This is a genomic window from Frigoribacterium salinisoli (assembly GCF_054781095.1).
The window spans coordinates 400310-415816 of the sequence record NZ_BAAGVB010000002.1 but is presented as its reverse complement, the minus strand read 5'-3'; the positions used below and the strand labels follow the sequence as shown (position 1 = coordinate 415816).

The window sequence follows — 15507 nt, the reverse complement described above, 5'->3', positions numbered from 1 at the left end:
AGTCTGGGTGACATGAGCGACGCTGCACCTGGACCTGTCGTACCGGCGCCCGGGGGCGCGCCGGACCCGACCACGACCTCCGGCGCCCCCGCCCTCGCGATCCGCGGCCTGCGCAAGGCCTTCGGCCAGAAGGTGGCCGTCGACGACCTGCACCTCACGGTGCCCACGGGGTCGTTCTACGGCCTCGTCGGGCCCAACGGAGCCGGCAAGACCACGACCCTGTCGATGGCCACGGGACTCCTGCGCCCCGACGCGGGCACGATCACGGTGCTCGGCACCGACGTGTGGCGCGACACCGTGAAGGCGAAGTCGCTCGTGGGCGTGCTCAGCGACGGCGTCGCCCTGTTCGACCGGCTCACGGGCGAGCAGCTGGTGACCTACCACGGGCTCCTCAACGGCATGGACCGCGACACCGTCGCGCAGCGCACGGGCGACCTGCTCGACCTGCTCGACCTGCGCTCGGCGGGCGGCACGCTCGTCGTCGACTACTCCGCCGGCATGACGAAGAAGATCGCCCTGGCCTGCGCCCTCGTGCACGCGCCGCGGTTGCTCGTGCTCGACGAGCCGTTCGAGTCCGTCGACCCGGTGTCGGCGGCGAACATCCGCGACATCCTCGCCGGCTACGTGCGCGGCGGGGGCACGGTCATCGTGTCGAGCCACTCCATGGACCTCGTGCAGCGGATGTGCGACCACGTCGCCGTCGTGGCGTCCGGGCGCGTGCTCGCGGCGGGCACGACCGACGAGGTGCGCGCCGGCTCCACGCTCGAGGACCGCTTCGTCGAGCTCGTCGGCGGCCGCCAGCACAACGAGGGGCCCTCGTGGTTGCACACCTCCTGAGGCTGCGCTTCCGCCTCCTGTTCAACGGGTTCCGACGCAGCACCTGGCAGCTGGTGGGGGCCGTCATCGGCGCCCTCTACGGCCTCGGCCTGCTCGCCGGCATCGTGGTCGCCATGGTCGGCCTGTCCTTCGCCGACGCCGAGTGGGGCCGTGCCGTCGCCGTGCTCGCCGGCGCCCTGCTCGTGCTCGGCTGGCTCGTCGTGCCACTGCTGCTCCGCGGCTTCGACCAGTCGCTCAGCGTGGCCAAGCTGCGCTCGTTCCCGATCCCGCCCCAGCGCCTCCTGGTCGCCCTGCTCGTCGTCGGGCTGCTCGGCGTGCCCGGCCTCGTCACGCTGTTCGCGTCGCTCTCGACCACCCTCAGCTGGATCGGCGAGCCCGTCGCGATGCTCGCGGCGCCCTTCGCGGCCCTGCTGGGCGCGCTCACCTGCGTGACCGCGTCGCGGGCGCTCGAGTCGGTGGGGGCCTCGCTCGCCTCCGGCCGCCGCTACCGCGAGGTGATGGGCGTCGTCGTCTTCGTGCCCGTCCTGCTGCTCGGCCCGCTCATCGCGGTCGTCGGCGGGTCGGTCGCGAGCATCGTCGACGACCTGCCGAGCATCGCCGAGACCGTGTCGTGGACGCCCCTGGGCGCCGTCTGGTCGATCCCCGGCGACCTCGCCCTCGGCGACGGCGGGGCGGCACTGGCCAAGACCGGCATCGCGCTCGCGACGCTCGGCGTGCTGCTGCTGCTCTGGCGGCGCGCCCTGGCGGTGTCGCTCGTCGCGGCGCCGCCCTCGTCGGGCGGCTCGAGCCGGGCCAAGGGCCTCGGCGCGTTCGGGCTGTTCCCGGCGACGCCCACCGGCGCGGTCGCCGCCCGCACCGCCGTCTACTGGCTGCGCGACCCCCGCTACGGCGGCTCGCTCGTGGCACTGCCCGTGCTCGTCGTGCTCGGCGTCTTCCTGTCGGTCACCGGATCGGACTGGTTCCTCGTCGCCCTCGGCCCGCTCTTCGGCGCCGTGCTCGGCATCACCCTCTGCGCCGAGATCTCCTACGACGGGACCGCGTTCGCGGCGCACCTGTCCACGGGGCTCGACGGCGCCGCCGACCGCGCGGGGCGCGTCCTCACGCTGGGCCTGTTCTCGGTGCCGGCCGTCGTGCTCGCGACGGTCGTGCCGCTCGTGCTGCTCGGCCGGGGGGCGGACGTGCCCGCCCTCCTCGGGATCGCCCTCGGCCTCCTGCTCACCGGGTTCGGGGTGTCGAGCGTCGCGTCGACGCGGTTCCTCATGCCCGTGCCCGCCGCGGGCGAGAGCCCCTTCAAGACGCCGCCCGGGTCGACGTTCAAGTCGCAGCTCGGCATGTACGCCGCCTGGGCGATCGTGTTCGCGCTCTCGGCACCCGAGATCGCGCTCGGCGTCGCCGCCGTCGTCACGGGCGAGCTGTGGCTCGGGCTCGCCGCGCTGGTCCTGGGCATCGTGCTCGGCGGGGTGCTCTGCGTCGTCGGCGTCCGCCGCGGCGGCGCGATGCTCGACCGCCGCGGACCGGAGCTGCTGGCCAGCCTCCGCCGCACCCAGGGGGCGTAGGGGCGGGGGCGGGCCCGCGGCCGGGGCGGTCCCGCGGCCGGGGCGGTCCCGCACGACCGGGCCCGGCGGCCCCCGCCCTGGTCGGAAAAGGCGACCACCAGCGGCCGATCTGCCGTACGCGCCCGACCGGAGGCGGCGCGTCGTCCCCGGTCGGTCGCGTCCGGCGCCGAACGGCACGGGGGCGTGGTCGCAGGAGGCACGGGTCCCGGTCCGCCTCCCCGGTCCCTGGGCGCACATGGCGACAGATCGCCCTCGACACGCCGCCCGTACCCACTCGTGGGCGGCGGGGCGGGCCCCGTCGGTCGCGTTCGGCACCGGACGACACGGATCCGGGCTCGCCGGGCAGGTTCCGACAGGAGGCGCAGGGCCGGTACCGACAGGCGGCCCGCGCCGGTGACCGCGAGGGTCACGGGCCCGCCCGGCAGGAGGCGTCGGCCGGTCCTGGGAGGAGGCTCAGGCCCGACAAGTAGCCGTCCCCGCAGACCCGGCAGGCAACCGTGCCGGCCCGAGGTCCGCCCTTCCCGCAGGACGCGCGCGCTACCCTTCGAGGTCGCCCTCGACGACGGGCGGCTCGGCCTCGGCCCGGCGCCGCTCGGCCGAGAAACGGCGGGCGCGCGCGCTCGCGCGGCGGTCGAGCACGAGGGCGACGACACCGCCGACCAGCATGCCGACGACGACGCCCCAGAGGGCCATGTAGCCGAGGGTGGACCCGGCGCCCTCGCCCACCTGGAAGGGGAACGCGATCGTCACGACGACCGCGAGGACGAGACCCGCCAGGGCACCCATGGCGAGGAAGACGGGCACCTTGGGGGCGCGGCGGACGGTCACCTCGTCGCGATCGGCGACCTCCTCGCGGGCGGGGGCCTCCTCGGGGGCGGTGGTCGGGCCTCCTGCGGGCGTCGCGTCGCCGGGGACCTGCGCCGCGAGCGGGACGCCGGCGGCCGCCGACTCGTCGCCGATGCCGGGCACGGGCGGGCGCGGCGCGGCGGACCGGGGGTCGTCGGGGCGGGCGGCGGGGTCGGAGGGGGTGCTCACGCACCCATCCTCCCAGCTCGGGGCAGGAGGCCGCGTGGGCGTTCGCCGTGGGCGTGGGCCCCGCCGCCGCGCCGGCCGCGGGTCCGCGGCACGACCGTCAGCCCGCGGGCAGCTCCCAGCGCACGGGCACGTAACCGGTGAGGTCGGCCCTGCTGCCGCTGGCCGAGACGGACCCGCCCGCGCGCGCCTCCTGCCAGGTCGCGCGCCCGGTGGCGAGCGCGACGAAGGTGGCCGCGTCGGTCTCGACGACGTTGGGCGGCGTGCCCCGGGTGTGGCTCAGCCCCTCGCGGAACTGCACGGCCCCGAACGGCGGCACCCTCACCTCGACGGTCGCGCCCGGCTCGCGGTCGGCGAGCACCTGGAGCAGGTAGCGCACGGCCGTGGCCGTCGTGGGGCGGTCGGCGGTGCCGCCCCCGTCGGTCGCCACGAGGACGGCGCGCACGGCGGCGGCCCCCGCGGTCCCGTCGATCCTCGCCCTGGCCATCCCTCCACGGTAGCCCCGTCGTCCCCAGGCAGGAGGCGCACCCCTCCCCCGCCCTCGGCCGCGCCCCCGCCGATGGGTAGGGTGGCCCCGTGCGAATCCTCGTCCTCGGCTCCGGTGCTCGTGAGCACGCCATCATCACCGCCCTGCTCCGCGAGGACGCGGGGCACGAGATCGTCGCCGCCCCGGGCAACGCCGGCATCGCCGCCGACGTCGAGGTTGTCCACCTCGACCCGTCGAACGGCGCCGTCGTCGCCGAGTACGCGCTCGAGAACGACGTCGAGCTCGTCGTCATCGGCCCCGAGGCCCCGCTCGTCGCGGGCGTCGCCGACGCCCTCCGCACGCGCGGGGTGCCCGTCTTCGGTCCGGGCAAGAAGGCCGCGGCGCTCGAGGGCAGCAAGACGTTCGCGAAGCGCATCATGGACGCCGCGGGCGTCCCCACCGGCCGTGCGACGCGGGTCGGCACGCTCGACGAGGCCGTCGGCGTGCTCGACGACTTCGGCGCCCCCTACGTGGTGAAGGCCGACGGGCTCGCGGCCGGCAAGGGCGTCGTCGTGACGACGGACCGCGCGCACGCCGTCGACCACGCGACCTATTGGTTGCAGCACGGCCCGGTCCTCGTCGAGGAGCACCTCGAGGGCCCCGAGGTGTCGCTCTTCTTCCTCAGCGACGGCCACACCGTCGTGCCGTTGGCACCCGCCCAGGACTTCAAGCGCCTCCACGACGGCGACGAGGGCCCCAACACGGGCGGCATGGGCGCCTACTCGCCGCTGCCCTGGCTGGCCGACCGCTTCGGCAGCGAGAAGGACTTCGTCGACGAGGTGCTCGACACCGTCGCGACGCCCACCGTGCGCCAGCTCGAGTCCGAGGGCACGCCCTTCATCGGGTTGCTCTACGCCGGCCTCGTGCTGACCGAGCAGGGCGTGCGCGTCATCGAGTTCAACGCCCGGTTCGGCGACCCCGAGACGCAGGTCGTGCTGCCCCGCCTGAGCACGCCGCTCAGCGGGCTGCTGTTCGCCGCGGCGACCGGCACGCTCGGCGAGCACGAGTGGCCCCGCTTCTCGCGGCACGCCGCCGTCACGGTCGTGCTCGCGAGCGAGGGCTACCCCGAGGCCGTCGTCAGCGGCCGGGCCATCACCGGCCTCGACGAGGCCGCGGCGGTGCCCGGCGTGCACGTCGACCACGCGGCGACCGCGACCCTCGACGACCAGCTCATCGCCACCGGCGGGCGCGTGCTCAGCGTCGTGGGCGAGGGCGACGACCTCGCCGCCGCCCGTGCCCGCGCCTACGAGGCCCTCGGCCACGTGCGGCTCGAGGGCGGCCAGCACCGCCGCGACATCGCCGAGCGGGTCGCCCGGTGACCGACGCGCCCCGCGAGCTGCCCGGCTGGGTGCACGCCTACTCCGGCAAGGTCCGCGACCTCTACGTGCCCGCCCCGGTCGAGGGTGCCGTCGGTGACGCGGCCACCCTCGCCGACACCGAGCACCTGCTCGTCGTCGCGAGCGACCGGGTGAGCGCCTTCGACCACGTGCTCGAGCCGGGGATCCCCGGCAAGGGCGCTCTCCTGACCCAGCTCAGCCTGTGGTGGTTCGACCAGCTCGACGTGCCCGACCACCTCCTCGACCCGACCACCGCCGACGTCGCCGTCCCGGCCGAGGTGCGCGACCGCGCGATGCTCGTGAGGCCCCTCGACATGTTCCCCGTCGAGGCCGTCGTGCGCGGGTACCTCGTGGGCAGCGGCTGGCTGGAGTACTCCGAGCACGGCACCGTGTGCGGCATCGAGCTCGCACCAGGCCTGAGCAACGGCGACCGCCTGCCCGAGCCGATCTACACGCCCGCGTTCAAGGCCGAGCTCGGCGACCACGACGAGAACATCTCCTTCGAGCGCACCGTCGAGCTCGTCGGCGCCGAGACCGCCGCCGAGCTCCGCGACCGGTCGCTCGACCTCTACCGCCGCGCGTCCGCCGTCGCCGAGGCCCACGGCGTCGTGCTCGCCGACACGAAGTTCGAGTTCGGGGCCGACCGCACCACCGGCGAGATCCGTCTCGGCGACGAGGTGCTCACGAGCGACAGCAGCCGCTACTGGGACGCCACGGCCACCGCCGCGGGCGACCGCACGGCCAGCTTCGACAAGCAGATCGTGCGCAACTGGCTCCGCGACCACTGGGACGGCGAGGGCGTCCCGCCCGAGCTGCCCGACGACGTCGTCGAGCGCACCGCCGGCCGCTACCGCGAGCTCGTCGAGCGCCTCACCTCCTGACGGGGCGCCGCGCCCGTGCCCGCGCACGTGCCCGCACCCGCAGCACGCGGCCGCGCACGTAACCGCGCCCGCGCCCGCAGCACCCCGCCGCGTAGCGTGGGCCCATGGACTCCGCACCGCAGCCCACGTTCCGCACCGTCGCCGAGGGTGAGCTCGCGCTCGACGAGCACGAGGCCATCACGGCGCTGCTCGCCCAGGCGTTCCCGTCGTACGACCACTGGTACCTGGGCGCCCGCAGCTGGGCGGGCATGCAGCCCGAACGACGCGTCCTGGCGACGGTGGACGACGTCGTCGTGGCGCACGCGGGCCTCCGGCGCCAGTTCGTGACGGTCGGCGGGGAGGACCTGCTCGTCACGGCCGTCGGCATGGTCGCGGTCTCGCCGCGCCTCCAGGGCACCGGGCTCGGCGGGGAGCTGCTCGGGCACGTCGACGACGCGCTGCGCGCGCTGGGCTGCCAGTTCGGCCTGCTCGAGACGGGCGAGGGGACGCAGGGCTTCTACCGCCGTGCCGGGTGGCTGCCGCTCGAGGGCGTGACCGGCCACTTCACGGCGTTCAGCGCCGACGGGGCGGGCGTGCTCGTGAGCCAGGACGAGGGCTGGCTCGTGCGCGAGGTCGCCTCGGCGCTCGACGCGTGGCCGTCCGGCGACCTGCACTGGAACGGGCAGATGGTCTGAGGGCGCCCGCGCCCGCGCCCGCGCCGCGCCGGTGCGGCGACCGGACGGACCACCCTGCACGAGCACGCACGGTCGCGTTCGGCGCCGAACGCGACCACCGGACTCGGACACGCCGCCAGGAGCCCCCTGCGCACGGCGCACCCGCCCGCGCTGGTCGCCTTTTGCGCCCACGAGCTGGAGCGGCGACGGCGACGGCGGCAGCAGGGCGGGGCGGGGCGGCGGCAGCCGGGCGGGGCGGGACGCGCAGGAGGCGCGCCGTCCTGGTCGGGACGACGCGCCTCCCGCGCACCACGGGCGGGTGCGTCGCGGCCGGGCGGGTAGCCCCGCTCGGCCGGCCCCGCCCGCCGAGCGGGACTACGCCCCGACGCCGACGGCCGTGGGCTCCTCGTCCGAGCCGGGCGCCGAGGGGCGCACGCCCGCCCGGACGCGCATGCCGAGCTCGGGGTGCACGTTCGTCCAGTACTCGAAGACGCGCTCGAGCAGCTCGGGGCGGGTGACCTTCGACACGTGGCCGACGATGTTCGCGACGAGGCGGTCGCGGGCGTCGTCGTCGAGCACCTCGGAGTACAGGGTGCGGGCCTGACCGAAGTCGTCGTCCTCGGCGTGCAGCGTCGCCGCCGAGCGCACGAGCTCGCCGTCGCTCTCCCAGCCGCCGGTGTCGCCGGCGACCTGCGGGTCGGCGTGCGCGCCGCCGAGCGAGTTCGGCGCGTACACGGGCACCTCGGACTTCTGGAAGTCGAAGCGCATGGCGCCGTCCTTCGAGTACGAGTGCACCTCGTTCTTCGGCGCGTTGACGGGCAGCTGCGCGTGGTTGGTGCCCACGCGGTAGCGGTGCGCGTCGGCGTAGCTGAAGATGCGGGCGAGCAGCATCTTGTCGGGGCTGGCCGCGATGCCGGGCACGAAGTTCGAGGGCGCGAACGCGGCCTGCTCGATCTCGGCGAAGTAGTTCTCGGGGTTGCGGTTGAGCTCCATGGTGCCGACCTCGACGAGCGGGTAGTCCTCGTGCGGCCACACCTTCGTCAGGTCGAAGGGGTTGAAGCGGTAGGTCGCGGCGTCGCCGTAGGGCATGACCTGGACCGAGAGCTTCCAGGTCGGGAACTCCCGGCGGTCGATCGCGGAGGAGAGGTCGCGGAGGTGGAAGTCGGCGTCCTCGCCCGCGATGCGGTCGGCGTCCTCCTGCTTCAGGATCTCGATGCCCTGGTCGGTCTTGAAGTGGTACTTGACCCAGAAGCGCTCGCCCTGGGCGTTGATCCACTGGTAGGTGTGCGAGCCGAAGCCGTCCATGTGGCGCCACGAGCCGGGCAGGCCGCGGTCGCCCATGAGCCAGGTGACCTGGTGGGCGGACTCGGGCGAGAGGGTCCAGAAGTCCCACTGCATGTCGTGGTCGCGCAGGTGGGTGCCGGGGAGGCGCTTCTGCGAGCGGATGAAGTCGGGGAACTTGATGCCGTCGCGGATGAAGAACACCGGGGTGTTGTTGCCCACGAGGTCGTAGTTGCCCTCGCTCGTGTAGAACTTCAGCGCGAAGCCGCGGGGGTCTCGCCACGTGTCGGGGCTGCCCTGCTCGCCGGCGACGGTCGAGAAGCGCGCGAGCATCTCGGTCTCGACGCCGGGCTGGAACAGCGCCGCGCGCGTGTAGGCCGAGACGTCGCCCGTGGTGGTGAAGGTGCCGAACGCGCCGCCGCCCTTGGCGTGCACGACGCGCTCGGGGACGCGCTCGCGGTTGAACTGGGCGAGCTTCTCGACGAGGTAGTGGTCGTGCAGCGCGATGGCGCCGTCGCGGCCGACGCTCTGCGAGTGCTCGTCGCTGGCGACGGGTGCGCCCTGGTTCGTGGTGGTGATCGGTCGGTCGGTCACGGTTGCTCCTTCGTGGTGCTGGTGCGGTTCAGGGGTCGGCGGGGTCGTAGGGCGCGTGCGGGCACGCGGGACCGGCCCGTCGGTCGGGCGGGCCCTTCGGGGCAGGAGGCCGGGGCGGGGCGGGCAGGACGGGCGCTCAGCGCGCGACCACGACCTCCGGCTCGTCGGCGAGCGCGTCGCCCGGCTCGTCGGCGAGCGCGTCGTCCGGCTCGTCGGCGGTCTCGCCGTCGCCGGCGGCGCAGCGCGGACAGAGGCCCCAGAAGGTGACCTCGGCGGTCTGCACGACGAAGCCGGCGTCGTTCGAGGGCGTCAGGCACGGTGCGTGCCCGACGACGCAGTCGACGTCGGAGACGCTGCCGCAGACGGTGCAGACCACGTGGTGGTGGTTGTCGCCGATGCGCTTCTCGTAGCGGGCCGGCGAGCCGGCGGGCTCGATGCGGCGCACGAGGCCCGCCCCGGTGAGGGCGGCGAGCACGACGTAGACGGCCTGCAGCGCGGTGCGCGGCAGGACCTCGACGACGCGGGCGTGCACCTCGTCGCTCGACGCGTGCGCCTGCCCGTCGAGGGCCCGGAGCACCGCGAGGCGCTGCTCCGTCACCCGCAGGCCGGCGGCCTTGAGGGCGGAGCGGTCCGCGTCGTCGATGTCGGTCACGAGGACAGTCAACCACCAATCGTGAACGGTTCACAACAACGGGCGGTCGTGCGGCGCGTCGCGGTCGCCCCCGGACCGGCGGGCACGCCGACGCGGGCCGCCGCCACGGGCCGCCGCGACGCGCCGCCGCGACGGGCCCGTCGGCCACCTGGACCGCCCGGTGCGCCCTCCAACTGGGGCGAGCGGCCGTGGCAGCCGCCCGGATACCGTCGAGCGCGGGGGACGACCGCCGCACGGCGGCTCGAGCGAGGCACCCGAGGAGCACCACGTGACCAGGACGGTCGACACCAGCACCACCACCGGCAGCACCACCAGCGGTCCCGGCGACGCCGGCAGCAGCACCGAGGCGCGCCCCTACGAGCGGCTCCGACCGCTCATGCGCCTCTGGTACCTGTGGTGGCTGAAGCGGTCGCGGCACGTGACCTCGCCGCGCGACGAGCCGTCGTCGCGCTCCGACGACCCCGCCGCCGACACCGTCCTCATCGTCGGCAACGGCCCCGCGCACGGCTGGGGCGTCGCGACGCACGCCGACTCGCTCGTCGGCGCCCTCGCCCGGGCCTCGGCCGCGACCACGGGCCGCCCCTGCTCGGTCGACCTGGTCGGCGACGAGATGATGAGCCTCGAGTCGACCCGCGCCTGGCTCGGCGACACCGACCTCGGCCTGTACGACGCGGTCGTGGTGATGGTCGGCATGAACGACGCCGTGCGCCTCACGCCGCTCGACGTGTGGGAGCGCGAGCTGCGCACCCTGGTGGCGACCGTCCGTCGTCGCGTGCACCCCACGGCCCGCGCCGTGCTCGTCGGCGTGCCGCCCGTGCGGTCGGTGCAGGCCTTCGACGCCGTGCCCGGGCGCCTCGCCGAACGCCACGCCGAGCGCATGAACGCCATCACGGCCCGCCTGGCCGTCGAGGCCGACCTGACGTACTTCCGCCTGCCGGCCGGCCTGCGCCGCGAGGGCTCGCCGCACGGCTCGCCCGAGACGTACCGGCGCTGGGCCGACCTCGTCACCGAGCACGTGGCTCCCGTGCTCGACCGGGTGCGTCGCGGCGAGCCCGACGAGCGGCTCGAGCGCACGCTGCCCGGCCGCGACTTCGCCTGGAGCGGCGGTCGGCGCCTCGTCGAGCAGGCGGCCACGGGCGGCTCGGAGACGCTGCAGCAGCTCGCGAAGGAGGCCGAGCGCGAGTTCGGCGTCGACGTCGCGGTGGTCAGCCTGCTCGACGGGTCGCGCCTCTGGTACGGCATGAACACCGACGTCCTGCCGACGTCGATCCCGCGCGAGCTGTCGTTCTGCGAGGTGACGGTCGCGGAGGACGACCTCGTCGTCGTGCCCGACGCCCGCCGCGACGAGCGCTTCGCCGACAACCCCTACCTCGACGTCAACCACGGCTGGTTCTACGCGGGCGTGCCGATCCACGCCTCGACGGGCGAGGCCATCGGGTCGTTCTGCCTGCACGGCGTGCGGCCGCGGCGGGCCTCGTCGATCTCGGCCGACCGCCTGCGCGCCTTCGCGCAGCGCGCCGAGGCCGAGCTGCAGACGTACGAGCAGGTCGCGCCCGCCGCGACCCCGCTGACGCGTCGGGCCCGGCGCGAGGCCGAGGAGCGCGCGGCCCTCGAGCAGCACTGAGCCGCACGGGAGGACCGGCTCAGCACTGAGCCGCGCAGGAGGCCCGGCTCAGCGCTCCGAGCGCGGCACCTGGACGAGGGCCCCGGCCGCCTCGTTCGCGGCGGAGGCGGCGTCGTGCAGGGTCGCCCCGCCCGCCAGCTCGGCCGCGAGCACGCCCGCGAACTCGTCGCCCGCGCCCGTGGTGTCGAGCGCGACCACACGGGTCGTGGACGGCACGTGCCGGACCCCGTCGGAGTCCGCGACGAAGGCGCCCGCGCCTCCTGCCGTGACGACGACGCTGCGCGCGTGCTCGACCAGGCGACCGGCCACGTCGGCGGGCCGCCAGGCCCCGCCCTCGCGGCCCGCCGTGCGCTCGCCCGGCGTGCCGACCGGCCGTCGCGCCTCGGCGGCGCGCAGCACGGCGAGGCCCTCGGCGGCGTTGACGACGAGCGGGTCGCCGGCCGCGAGCAGCTCGGCGGGGACGTCGCGCACGGGGCTGACGTTGAAGACGAAGCGGGCGTCGTGCTCGCGGCACCACGCGGCGGCCTCGTCGAGCACGGCCGTCGCGACCTCGTGCTGCACGAGGACGGCGTCGGGCCCGGTGCGGTCGAGCTCGGCGCGCACGTGCGCGGGCTCGAGGGCGTCGTTGGCGAGCGGGGCCACGACGATGACGTTCTCGCCGTCGGGCTCGACCGTGATCAGCGCCCGCCCGGTGAGGCCCGGTGCCCGGTGCACGCCCTCGACGTCGAGCCCGTGCCCGGCGGCGGCGGCCACGACCCGGTCGCCCACGGCGTCGTCGCCGACCGCCGCGACGAGCGACGTGGGCACCCGCCGCACGGCGCCCAGCGCCTGGTTGAGGCCCTTGCCGCCCGGCACCTCCTCGTAGTCGGAGCCGAGGACGGTCTCGCCCGCCCGGGGGAACGACCGCACCCGGGCGACCAGGTCGAGGTTGACGGATCCGACGACGGCGACGCGCGCTCCTGCAGTGCTCATGCGACCATCCTGCCCCGCGCCCCCGGCGCCGCGACCGGACGCCCCGGAGGCCCACGAGCGCCCCCGGCCGCGCACGGCCGGTCCCCTAGACTCGGAGCACCCCCCGCAGCCAACGCTAGGAGAGCCCGTGCCCACCGTCGTCGTCGAGGTCATGCCGAAGGCCGAACTGCTCGATCCCCAGGGCAAGGCCGTGGCCGGGGCCCTCTCCCGGCTCGGCCGGAGCCGCTTCACCGACGTGCGCATCGGCAAGCGCTTCGAGGTCACCGTCGAGGGCGAGGTCACCGACGAGGTGCTCGCCGAGCTGCGCGAGCTCGGCGAGGAGCTCTTCTCCAACGCCGTCATCGAGGACGTCGTGCAGGTGTCGGTGCTCGACGCGACGCCCGCCCGCTGATGCGCGTCGGCGTCGTCACCTTCCCCGGCTCGCTCGACGACCGCGACGCGCAGCGCGCCGTCCGCCTCGCCGGCGCCGAGCCCGTCGCGCTCTGGCACGGCGACCACGACCTGCAGGGCGTCGACGCGATCGTCCTGCCCGGCGGCTTCAGCTACGGCGACTACCTGCGCGCCGGGGCCATCGCCGCCCGCTCGCCGATCATGACCGAGGTCGTCGACGCCGCCGGCAAGGGCGTGCCCGTGCTCGGCATCTGCAACGGCTTCCAGATGCTCGCCGAGGCGCGGCTGATCCCCGGCGCGCACACGCGCAACGCGCACCAGCAGTTCATCCGCCGCGACCAGGTGCTGCGCGTCGAGAACGCCGGCACCGACTGGACGGCCGGCTTCACCGAGGGGCAGGAGATCACGATCCCCCTCAAGAACGCCGACGGCCGCTTCGTCGCCGACGCCGAGACCGTCGCGCGCATCGAGGGCGAGGGCCAGGTCGCCTTCCGCTACGTCGGGGTCAACCCGAACGGCTCCGTCGACGACATCGCCGGCGTCTCCAACGCCCGCGGCAACGTCGTGGGCCTCATGCCGCACCCCGAGCACGCCACCGAGCCCGGTTTCGGCCCCGACACCGCCGCCGCCATGGCGAGCGGCGTCGACGGCCTCACCTTCTTCACGTCCGTCATCGAGAGGGCCCTCGCCAAGTGAGCGACACGACCGACCCGACCACCCCCGCCTCCTCCGGCTCCGATTCCGCCGCCGCCGCCGCCGCCGCCGCGACCACGCGTCCCGAGCTCGCGACGGGTGCCGACACCGGCTCGCACGGCGCCGACGCCGAGATGATCGACGTCCGCACCGGGGGCCACGTGCCCGACACGGTGGCGAACGCGGCGGCCACGCCCGACAAGGAGCAGCCGTACGCGGCCCTCGGCCTCAAGGCCGACGAGTACGCGCGCATCAAGGAGATCCTCGGCCGCCGCCCCACGAGCGGCGAGCTGGCGATGTACTCGGTCATGTGGAGCGAGCACTGCTCGTACAAGTCGAGCAAGGTCTACCTCCGCCAGTTCGGGCAGAAGGTCACGCCCGCGATGACGAAGAACCTCATGGTCGGCATGGGCGAGAACGCCGGCGTCGTCGACGTCGGCGGCGGCTGGGCGGTCACCTTCAAGGTCGAGTCGCACAACCACCCGAGCTACATCGAGCCGTTCCAGGGCGCCGCGACCGGCGTCGGCGGCATCGTCCGCGACATCATCTCGATGGGCGCCCGCCCGGTGGCCGTCATGGACCAGCTGCGCTTCGGCGACATCGACGCCCCCGACACGGCCCGCGTGGTCGACGGGGTCGTCGGCGGCATCAGCTTCTACGCGAACTGCCTCGGCCTGCCCAACATCGGCGGCGAGACGATCTTCGACCCGGTGTACCAGGGCAACCCGCTCGTCAACGCGCTCAGCGTCGGCGTGCTCCGCCACGAGGACCTCCACCTCGCCAACGCCCGCGGCGTCGGCAACAAGGTCGTGCTGTTCGGGGCGCGCACAGGAGGCGACGGCATCGGTGGCGCGTCGATCCTCGCGTCCGACACGTTCTCGTCGGGCGGCCCCACGAAGCGCCCCGCGGTGCAGGTCGGCGACCCGTTCGCCGAGAAGGTGCTCATCGAGTGCTGCCTCGAGCTGTTCCGCGACGAGCTGGTCCAGGGCATCCAAGACCTGGGCGCCGCGGGCATCAGCTGCGCGACGAGCGAGCTCGCCTCGAACGGCGACGGCGGCATGTACATCTCGCTCGACGACGTCCTGCTGCGCGACCCCACGCTCACGGCGGAGGAGATCCTCATGAGCGAGAGCCAGGAGCGCATGATGGCCGTCGTCGCGCCCGAGAAGCTCGACGCGTTCCTCGCCGTCACGGCGAAGTGGGACGTCGAGACCAGCGTGCTCGGCGAGGTCACCGACACCGGGCGCCTCGTCATCGACTGGCAGGGCGAGCGCATCGTCGACGTCGACCCGCGCACCGTCGCGGTCGACGGTCCCGTCTACGAGCGCCCCGTCGCTTACCCCTCCTGGATCGACGCGCTGCAGGCCGACACGGCCTCCGGGCTCGCCCGCCCGGAGACCGGTGACGAGCTGCGCGAGCAGTTCCTGCGCCTCCTGGGCTCGCCGAACCTCGCCGACAAGAGCTGGGTGACGAACCAGTACGACACCTACGTGCTCGGCAACACGGCGCTGTCGTTCCCCGACGACGGCGGCATGGTCCGCGTCGACGAGGAGAGCGGCCTCGGCTTCGCGATCGCCACCGACGCGAACGGCCGCTGGTGCCAGCTCGACCCGAAGCAGGGCGCGCGCCTGGCCCTCGCCGAGGCGTACCGCAACGTCGCCGTCACGGGGGCCGTGCCGGTCGCCGTCACCGACTGCCTCAACTTCGGCTCCCCCGAGGACCCTGAGGTCATGTGGCAGTTCGCGCAGGCCGTCGAGGGCCTCTCGGACGCCTGCCTCGAGCTCGAGATCCCGGTCACCGGCGGCAACGTGTCGTTCTACAACCAGACCGGCACGACCCCGATCCACCCGACGCCCGTCGTCGGCGTGCTCGGCGTCGTCGACGACGTCGCCAAGCGCGTGCCCTCGGGCTGGCAGGACGAGGGCGACAACCTCTACCTGCTCGGCACCACCGCGCTCGAGCTCGACGGCTCGGCCTGGGCCGGCGTCGTGCACGACCACCTCGGCGGTCGCCCGCCCGCCGTCGACCTCGACGCCGAGCGTCGCCTCGCCGGCCTGCTGCACGCCGCGGCCGACCAGCAGATCGTCACGAGCGCGCACGACCTCAGCGACGGCGGCCTCGGCCAGGCCCTCGCCGAGGGCGTGCTGCGCTTCGGCGTCGGTGCCCGGGTGTTCCTCGGCGAGATCGTCGAGCGCGACGGCGTCGACCTGGCCACCGCGCTGTTCAGCGAGTCGACCGGGCGCGTGATCGTCTCGGTGCCCCGCGAGGACGACGTGAAGTTCCGCGGCCTCTGCGAGGGGCGCGGCTACCCCGTCGCCCGCATCGGCGTCACGGACGCCGAGAGCGGCACCCTCGAGGTGCAGGACGCCTTCACGGTCGGCCTCGACGAGCTGCGCGAGACGCACCGCGGCACGCTGCCGGCCCGCTTCGGCGCCACGATCGGCTGAGCCCGCCCGGCGCTGCGCCCGAGCCCCTCCCG

At 74.9% G+C, this 15507-nt stretch carries 14 protein-coding genes; 9 read left to right on the top strand and 5 right to left on the bottom strand.

Annotated features, from left to right (window positions below; genetic code table 11):
- The first annotated feature begins 12 nt into the window (after nt 1-12).
- Nucleotides 13-837, top strand: a complete 825-nt coding sequence (locus ACYVHQ_RS07860; RefSeq protein ID WP_460511789.1) for an ABC transporter ATP-binding protein — start codon at nt 13-15, stop codon at nt 835-837.
- The gene (locus ACYVHQ_RS07855) at nt 819-2393 is read left to right on the top strand and encodes a transporter (protein WP_460511787.1); all 1575 of its coding nucleotides are present in this window, start codon (nt 819-821) and stop codon (nt 2391-2393) included. Before ACYVHQ_RS07860 ends, ACYVHQ_RS07855 begins: the two co-directional genes overlap by 19 nt.
- 537 nt (nt 2394-2930) lie before the next feature.
- Here ACYVHQ_RS07855 and ACYVHQ_RS07850 read toward each other — a convergent pair.
- Both ACYVHQ_RS07850 and ACYVHQ_RS07845 read right to left on the bottom strand, forming a co-directional pair.
- On the bottom strand, nt 2931-3428 hold the full coding sequence (locus tag ACYVHQ_RS07850; RefSeq protein WP_460511785.1) for a hypothetical protein: 498 nt from the start codon (nt 3426-3428) through the stop codon (nt 2931-2933).
- 97 nt (nt 3429-3525) lie between these two features.
- Nucleotides 3526-3912 carry a sterol carrier family protein gene (locus tag ACYVHQ_RS07845; protein WP_460511783.1) on the bottom strand — a complete coding sequence of 129 codons (387 nt, stop codon included), beginning with the start codon at nt 3910-3912 and terminating at the stop codon, nt 3526-3528.
- A gap of 89 nt (nt 3913-4001) precedes the next feature.
- Between ACYVHQ_RS07845 and purD the strand changes: the two genes are divergently transcribed.
- From purD to ACYVHQ_RS07830, 3 genes are all read left to right on the top strand, one after another.
- Entirely contained in the window at nt 4002-5270 is a 1269-nt protein-coding gene (gene purD, locus ACYVHQ_RS07840; RefSeq protein ID WP_460511781.1) for a phosphoribosylamine--glycine ligase, read from the top strand.
- Nucleotides 5267-6169 carry a phosphoribosylaminoimidazolesuccinocarboxamide synthase gene (locus ACYVHQ_RS07835; RefSeq protein WP_460511779.1) on the top strand — a complete coding sequence of 301 codons (903 nt, stop codon included), beginning with the start codon at nt 5267-5269 and terminating at the stop codon, nt 6167-6169. The genes purD and ACYVHQ_RS07835 overlap by 4 nt, the downstream gene beginning before the upstream one ends.
- Nucleotides 6170-6273: 104 nt before the next feature.
- Nucleotides 6274-6843 carry a GNAT family N-acetyltransferase gene (locus ACYVHQ_RS07830; protein WP_460511777.1) on the top strand — a complete coding sequence of 190 codons (570 nt, stop codon included), beginning with the start codon at nt 6274-6276 and terminating at the stop codon, nt 6841-6843.
- Nucleotides 6844-7197: 354 nt separating this feature from the next.
- Here ACYVHQ_RS07830 and ACYVHQ_RS07825 read toward each other — a convergent pair whose 3' ends face one another.
- Together ACYVHQ_RS07825 and ACYVHQ_RS07820 are read right to left on the bottom strand one after the other, a co-directional pair.
- Nucleotides 7198-8697 (bottom strand): catalase, encoded by a 1500-nt coding sequence (locus ACYVHQ_RS07825; protein ID WP_460511775.1) that lies wholly within the window; start codon nt 8695-8697, stop codon nt 7198-7200.
- Nucleotides 8698-8833: 136 nt separating this feature from the next.
- On the bottom strand, nt 8834-9349 hold the full coding sequence (locus ACYVHQ_RS07820; protein ID WP_460511773.1) for a Fur family transcriptional regulator: 516 nt from the start codon (nt 9347-9349) through the stop codon (nt 8834-8836).
- Between the two features lie 268 nt (nt 9350-9617).
- Here ACYVHQ_RS07820 and ACYVHQ_RS07815 point away from each other — a divergent pair, with 268 nt between their 5' ends.
- Nucleotides 9618-10973: a GAF domain-containing protein gene (locus ACYVHQ_RS07815; RefSeq protein WP_460511771.1), complete on the top strand. Its 1356-nt coding sequence runs from the start codon at nt 9618-9620 to the stop codon at nt 10971-10973.
- Nucleotides 10974-11021: 48 nt separating this feature from the next.
- On the opposite strand, the gene ACYVHQ_RS07810 is transcribed toward ACYVHQ_RS07815, so the two are convergent.
- Nucleotides 11022-11945 carry a ribokinase gene (locus tag ACYVHQ_RS07810; protein ID WP_460511769.1) on the bottom strand — a complete coding sequence of 308 codons (924 nt, stop codon included), beginning with the start codon at nt 11943-11945 and terminating at the stop codon, nt 11022-11024.
- A 127-nt stretch (nt 11946-12072) separates the two neighbouring features.
- Between ACYVHQ_RS07810 and purS the strand changes: the two genes are divergently transcribed.
- The 3 genes from purS (at nt 12073) to purL (ending at nt 15475) form a co-directional block, all read left to right on the top strand.
- Nucleotides 12073-12336 carry a phosphoribosylformylglycinamidine synthase subunit PurS gene (gene purS / locus ACYVHQ_RS07805; RefSeq protein WP_460511767.1) on the top strand — a complete coding sequence of 88 codons (264 nt, stop codon included), beginning with the start codon at nt 12073-12075 and terminating at the stop codon, nt 12334-12336.
- Complete coding sequence (gene purQ / locus ACYVHQ_RS07800; RefSeq protein WP_460511765.1) at nt 12336-13031, top strand: phosphoribosylformylglycinamidine synthase subunit PurQ; 696 nt, start codon at nt 12336-12338, stop codon at nt 13029-13031. The genes purS and purQ overlap by 1 nt, the downstream gene beginning before the upstream one ends.
- Before the next feature lie 131 nt (nt 13032-13162).
- Complete coding sequence (purL, locus tag ACYVHQ_RS07795) at nt 13163-15475, top strand: phosphoribosylformylglycinamidine synthase subunit PurL (protein WP_460511888.1); 2313 nt, start codon at nt 13163-13165, stop codon at nt 15473-15475.
- Nucleotides 15476-15507: the final 32 nt, after the last annotated feature.

Bases quoted from the DNA above. Each gene is read 5' to 3' on its own strand.
- ACYVHQ_RS07860 (WP_460511789.1), top strand. From the start codon at position 13: ATGAGCGACGCTGCACCTGGACCTGTCGTACCGGCGCCCGGGGGCGCG.
- ACYVHQ_RS07845 (WP_460511783.1), bottom strand. From the start codon at position 3,912: ATGGCCAGGGCGAGGATCGACGGGACCGCGGGGGCCGCCGCCGTGCGC.
- ACYVHQ_RS07830 (WP_460511777.1), top strand. From the start codon at position 6,274: ATGGACTCCGCACCGCAGCCCACGTTCCGCACCGTCGCCGAGGGTGAG.
- ACYVHQ_RS07810 (WP_460511769.1), bottom strand. From the start codon at position 11,945: ATGAGCACTGCAGGAGCGCGCGTCGCCGTCGTCGGATCCGTCAACCTC.
- purQ (WP_460511765.1), top strand. From the start codon at position 12,336: ATGCGCGTCGGCGTCGTCACCTTCCCCGGCTCGCTCGACGACCGCGAC.
- purL (WP_460511888.1), top strand. From the start codon at position 13,163: ATGATCGACGTCCGCACCGGGGGCCACGTGCCCGACACGGTGGCGAAC.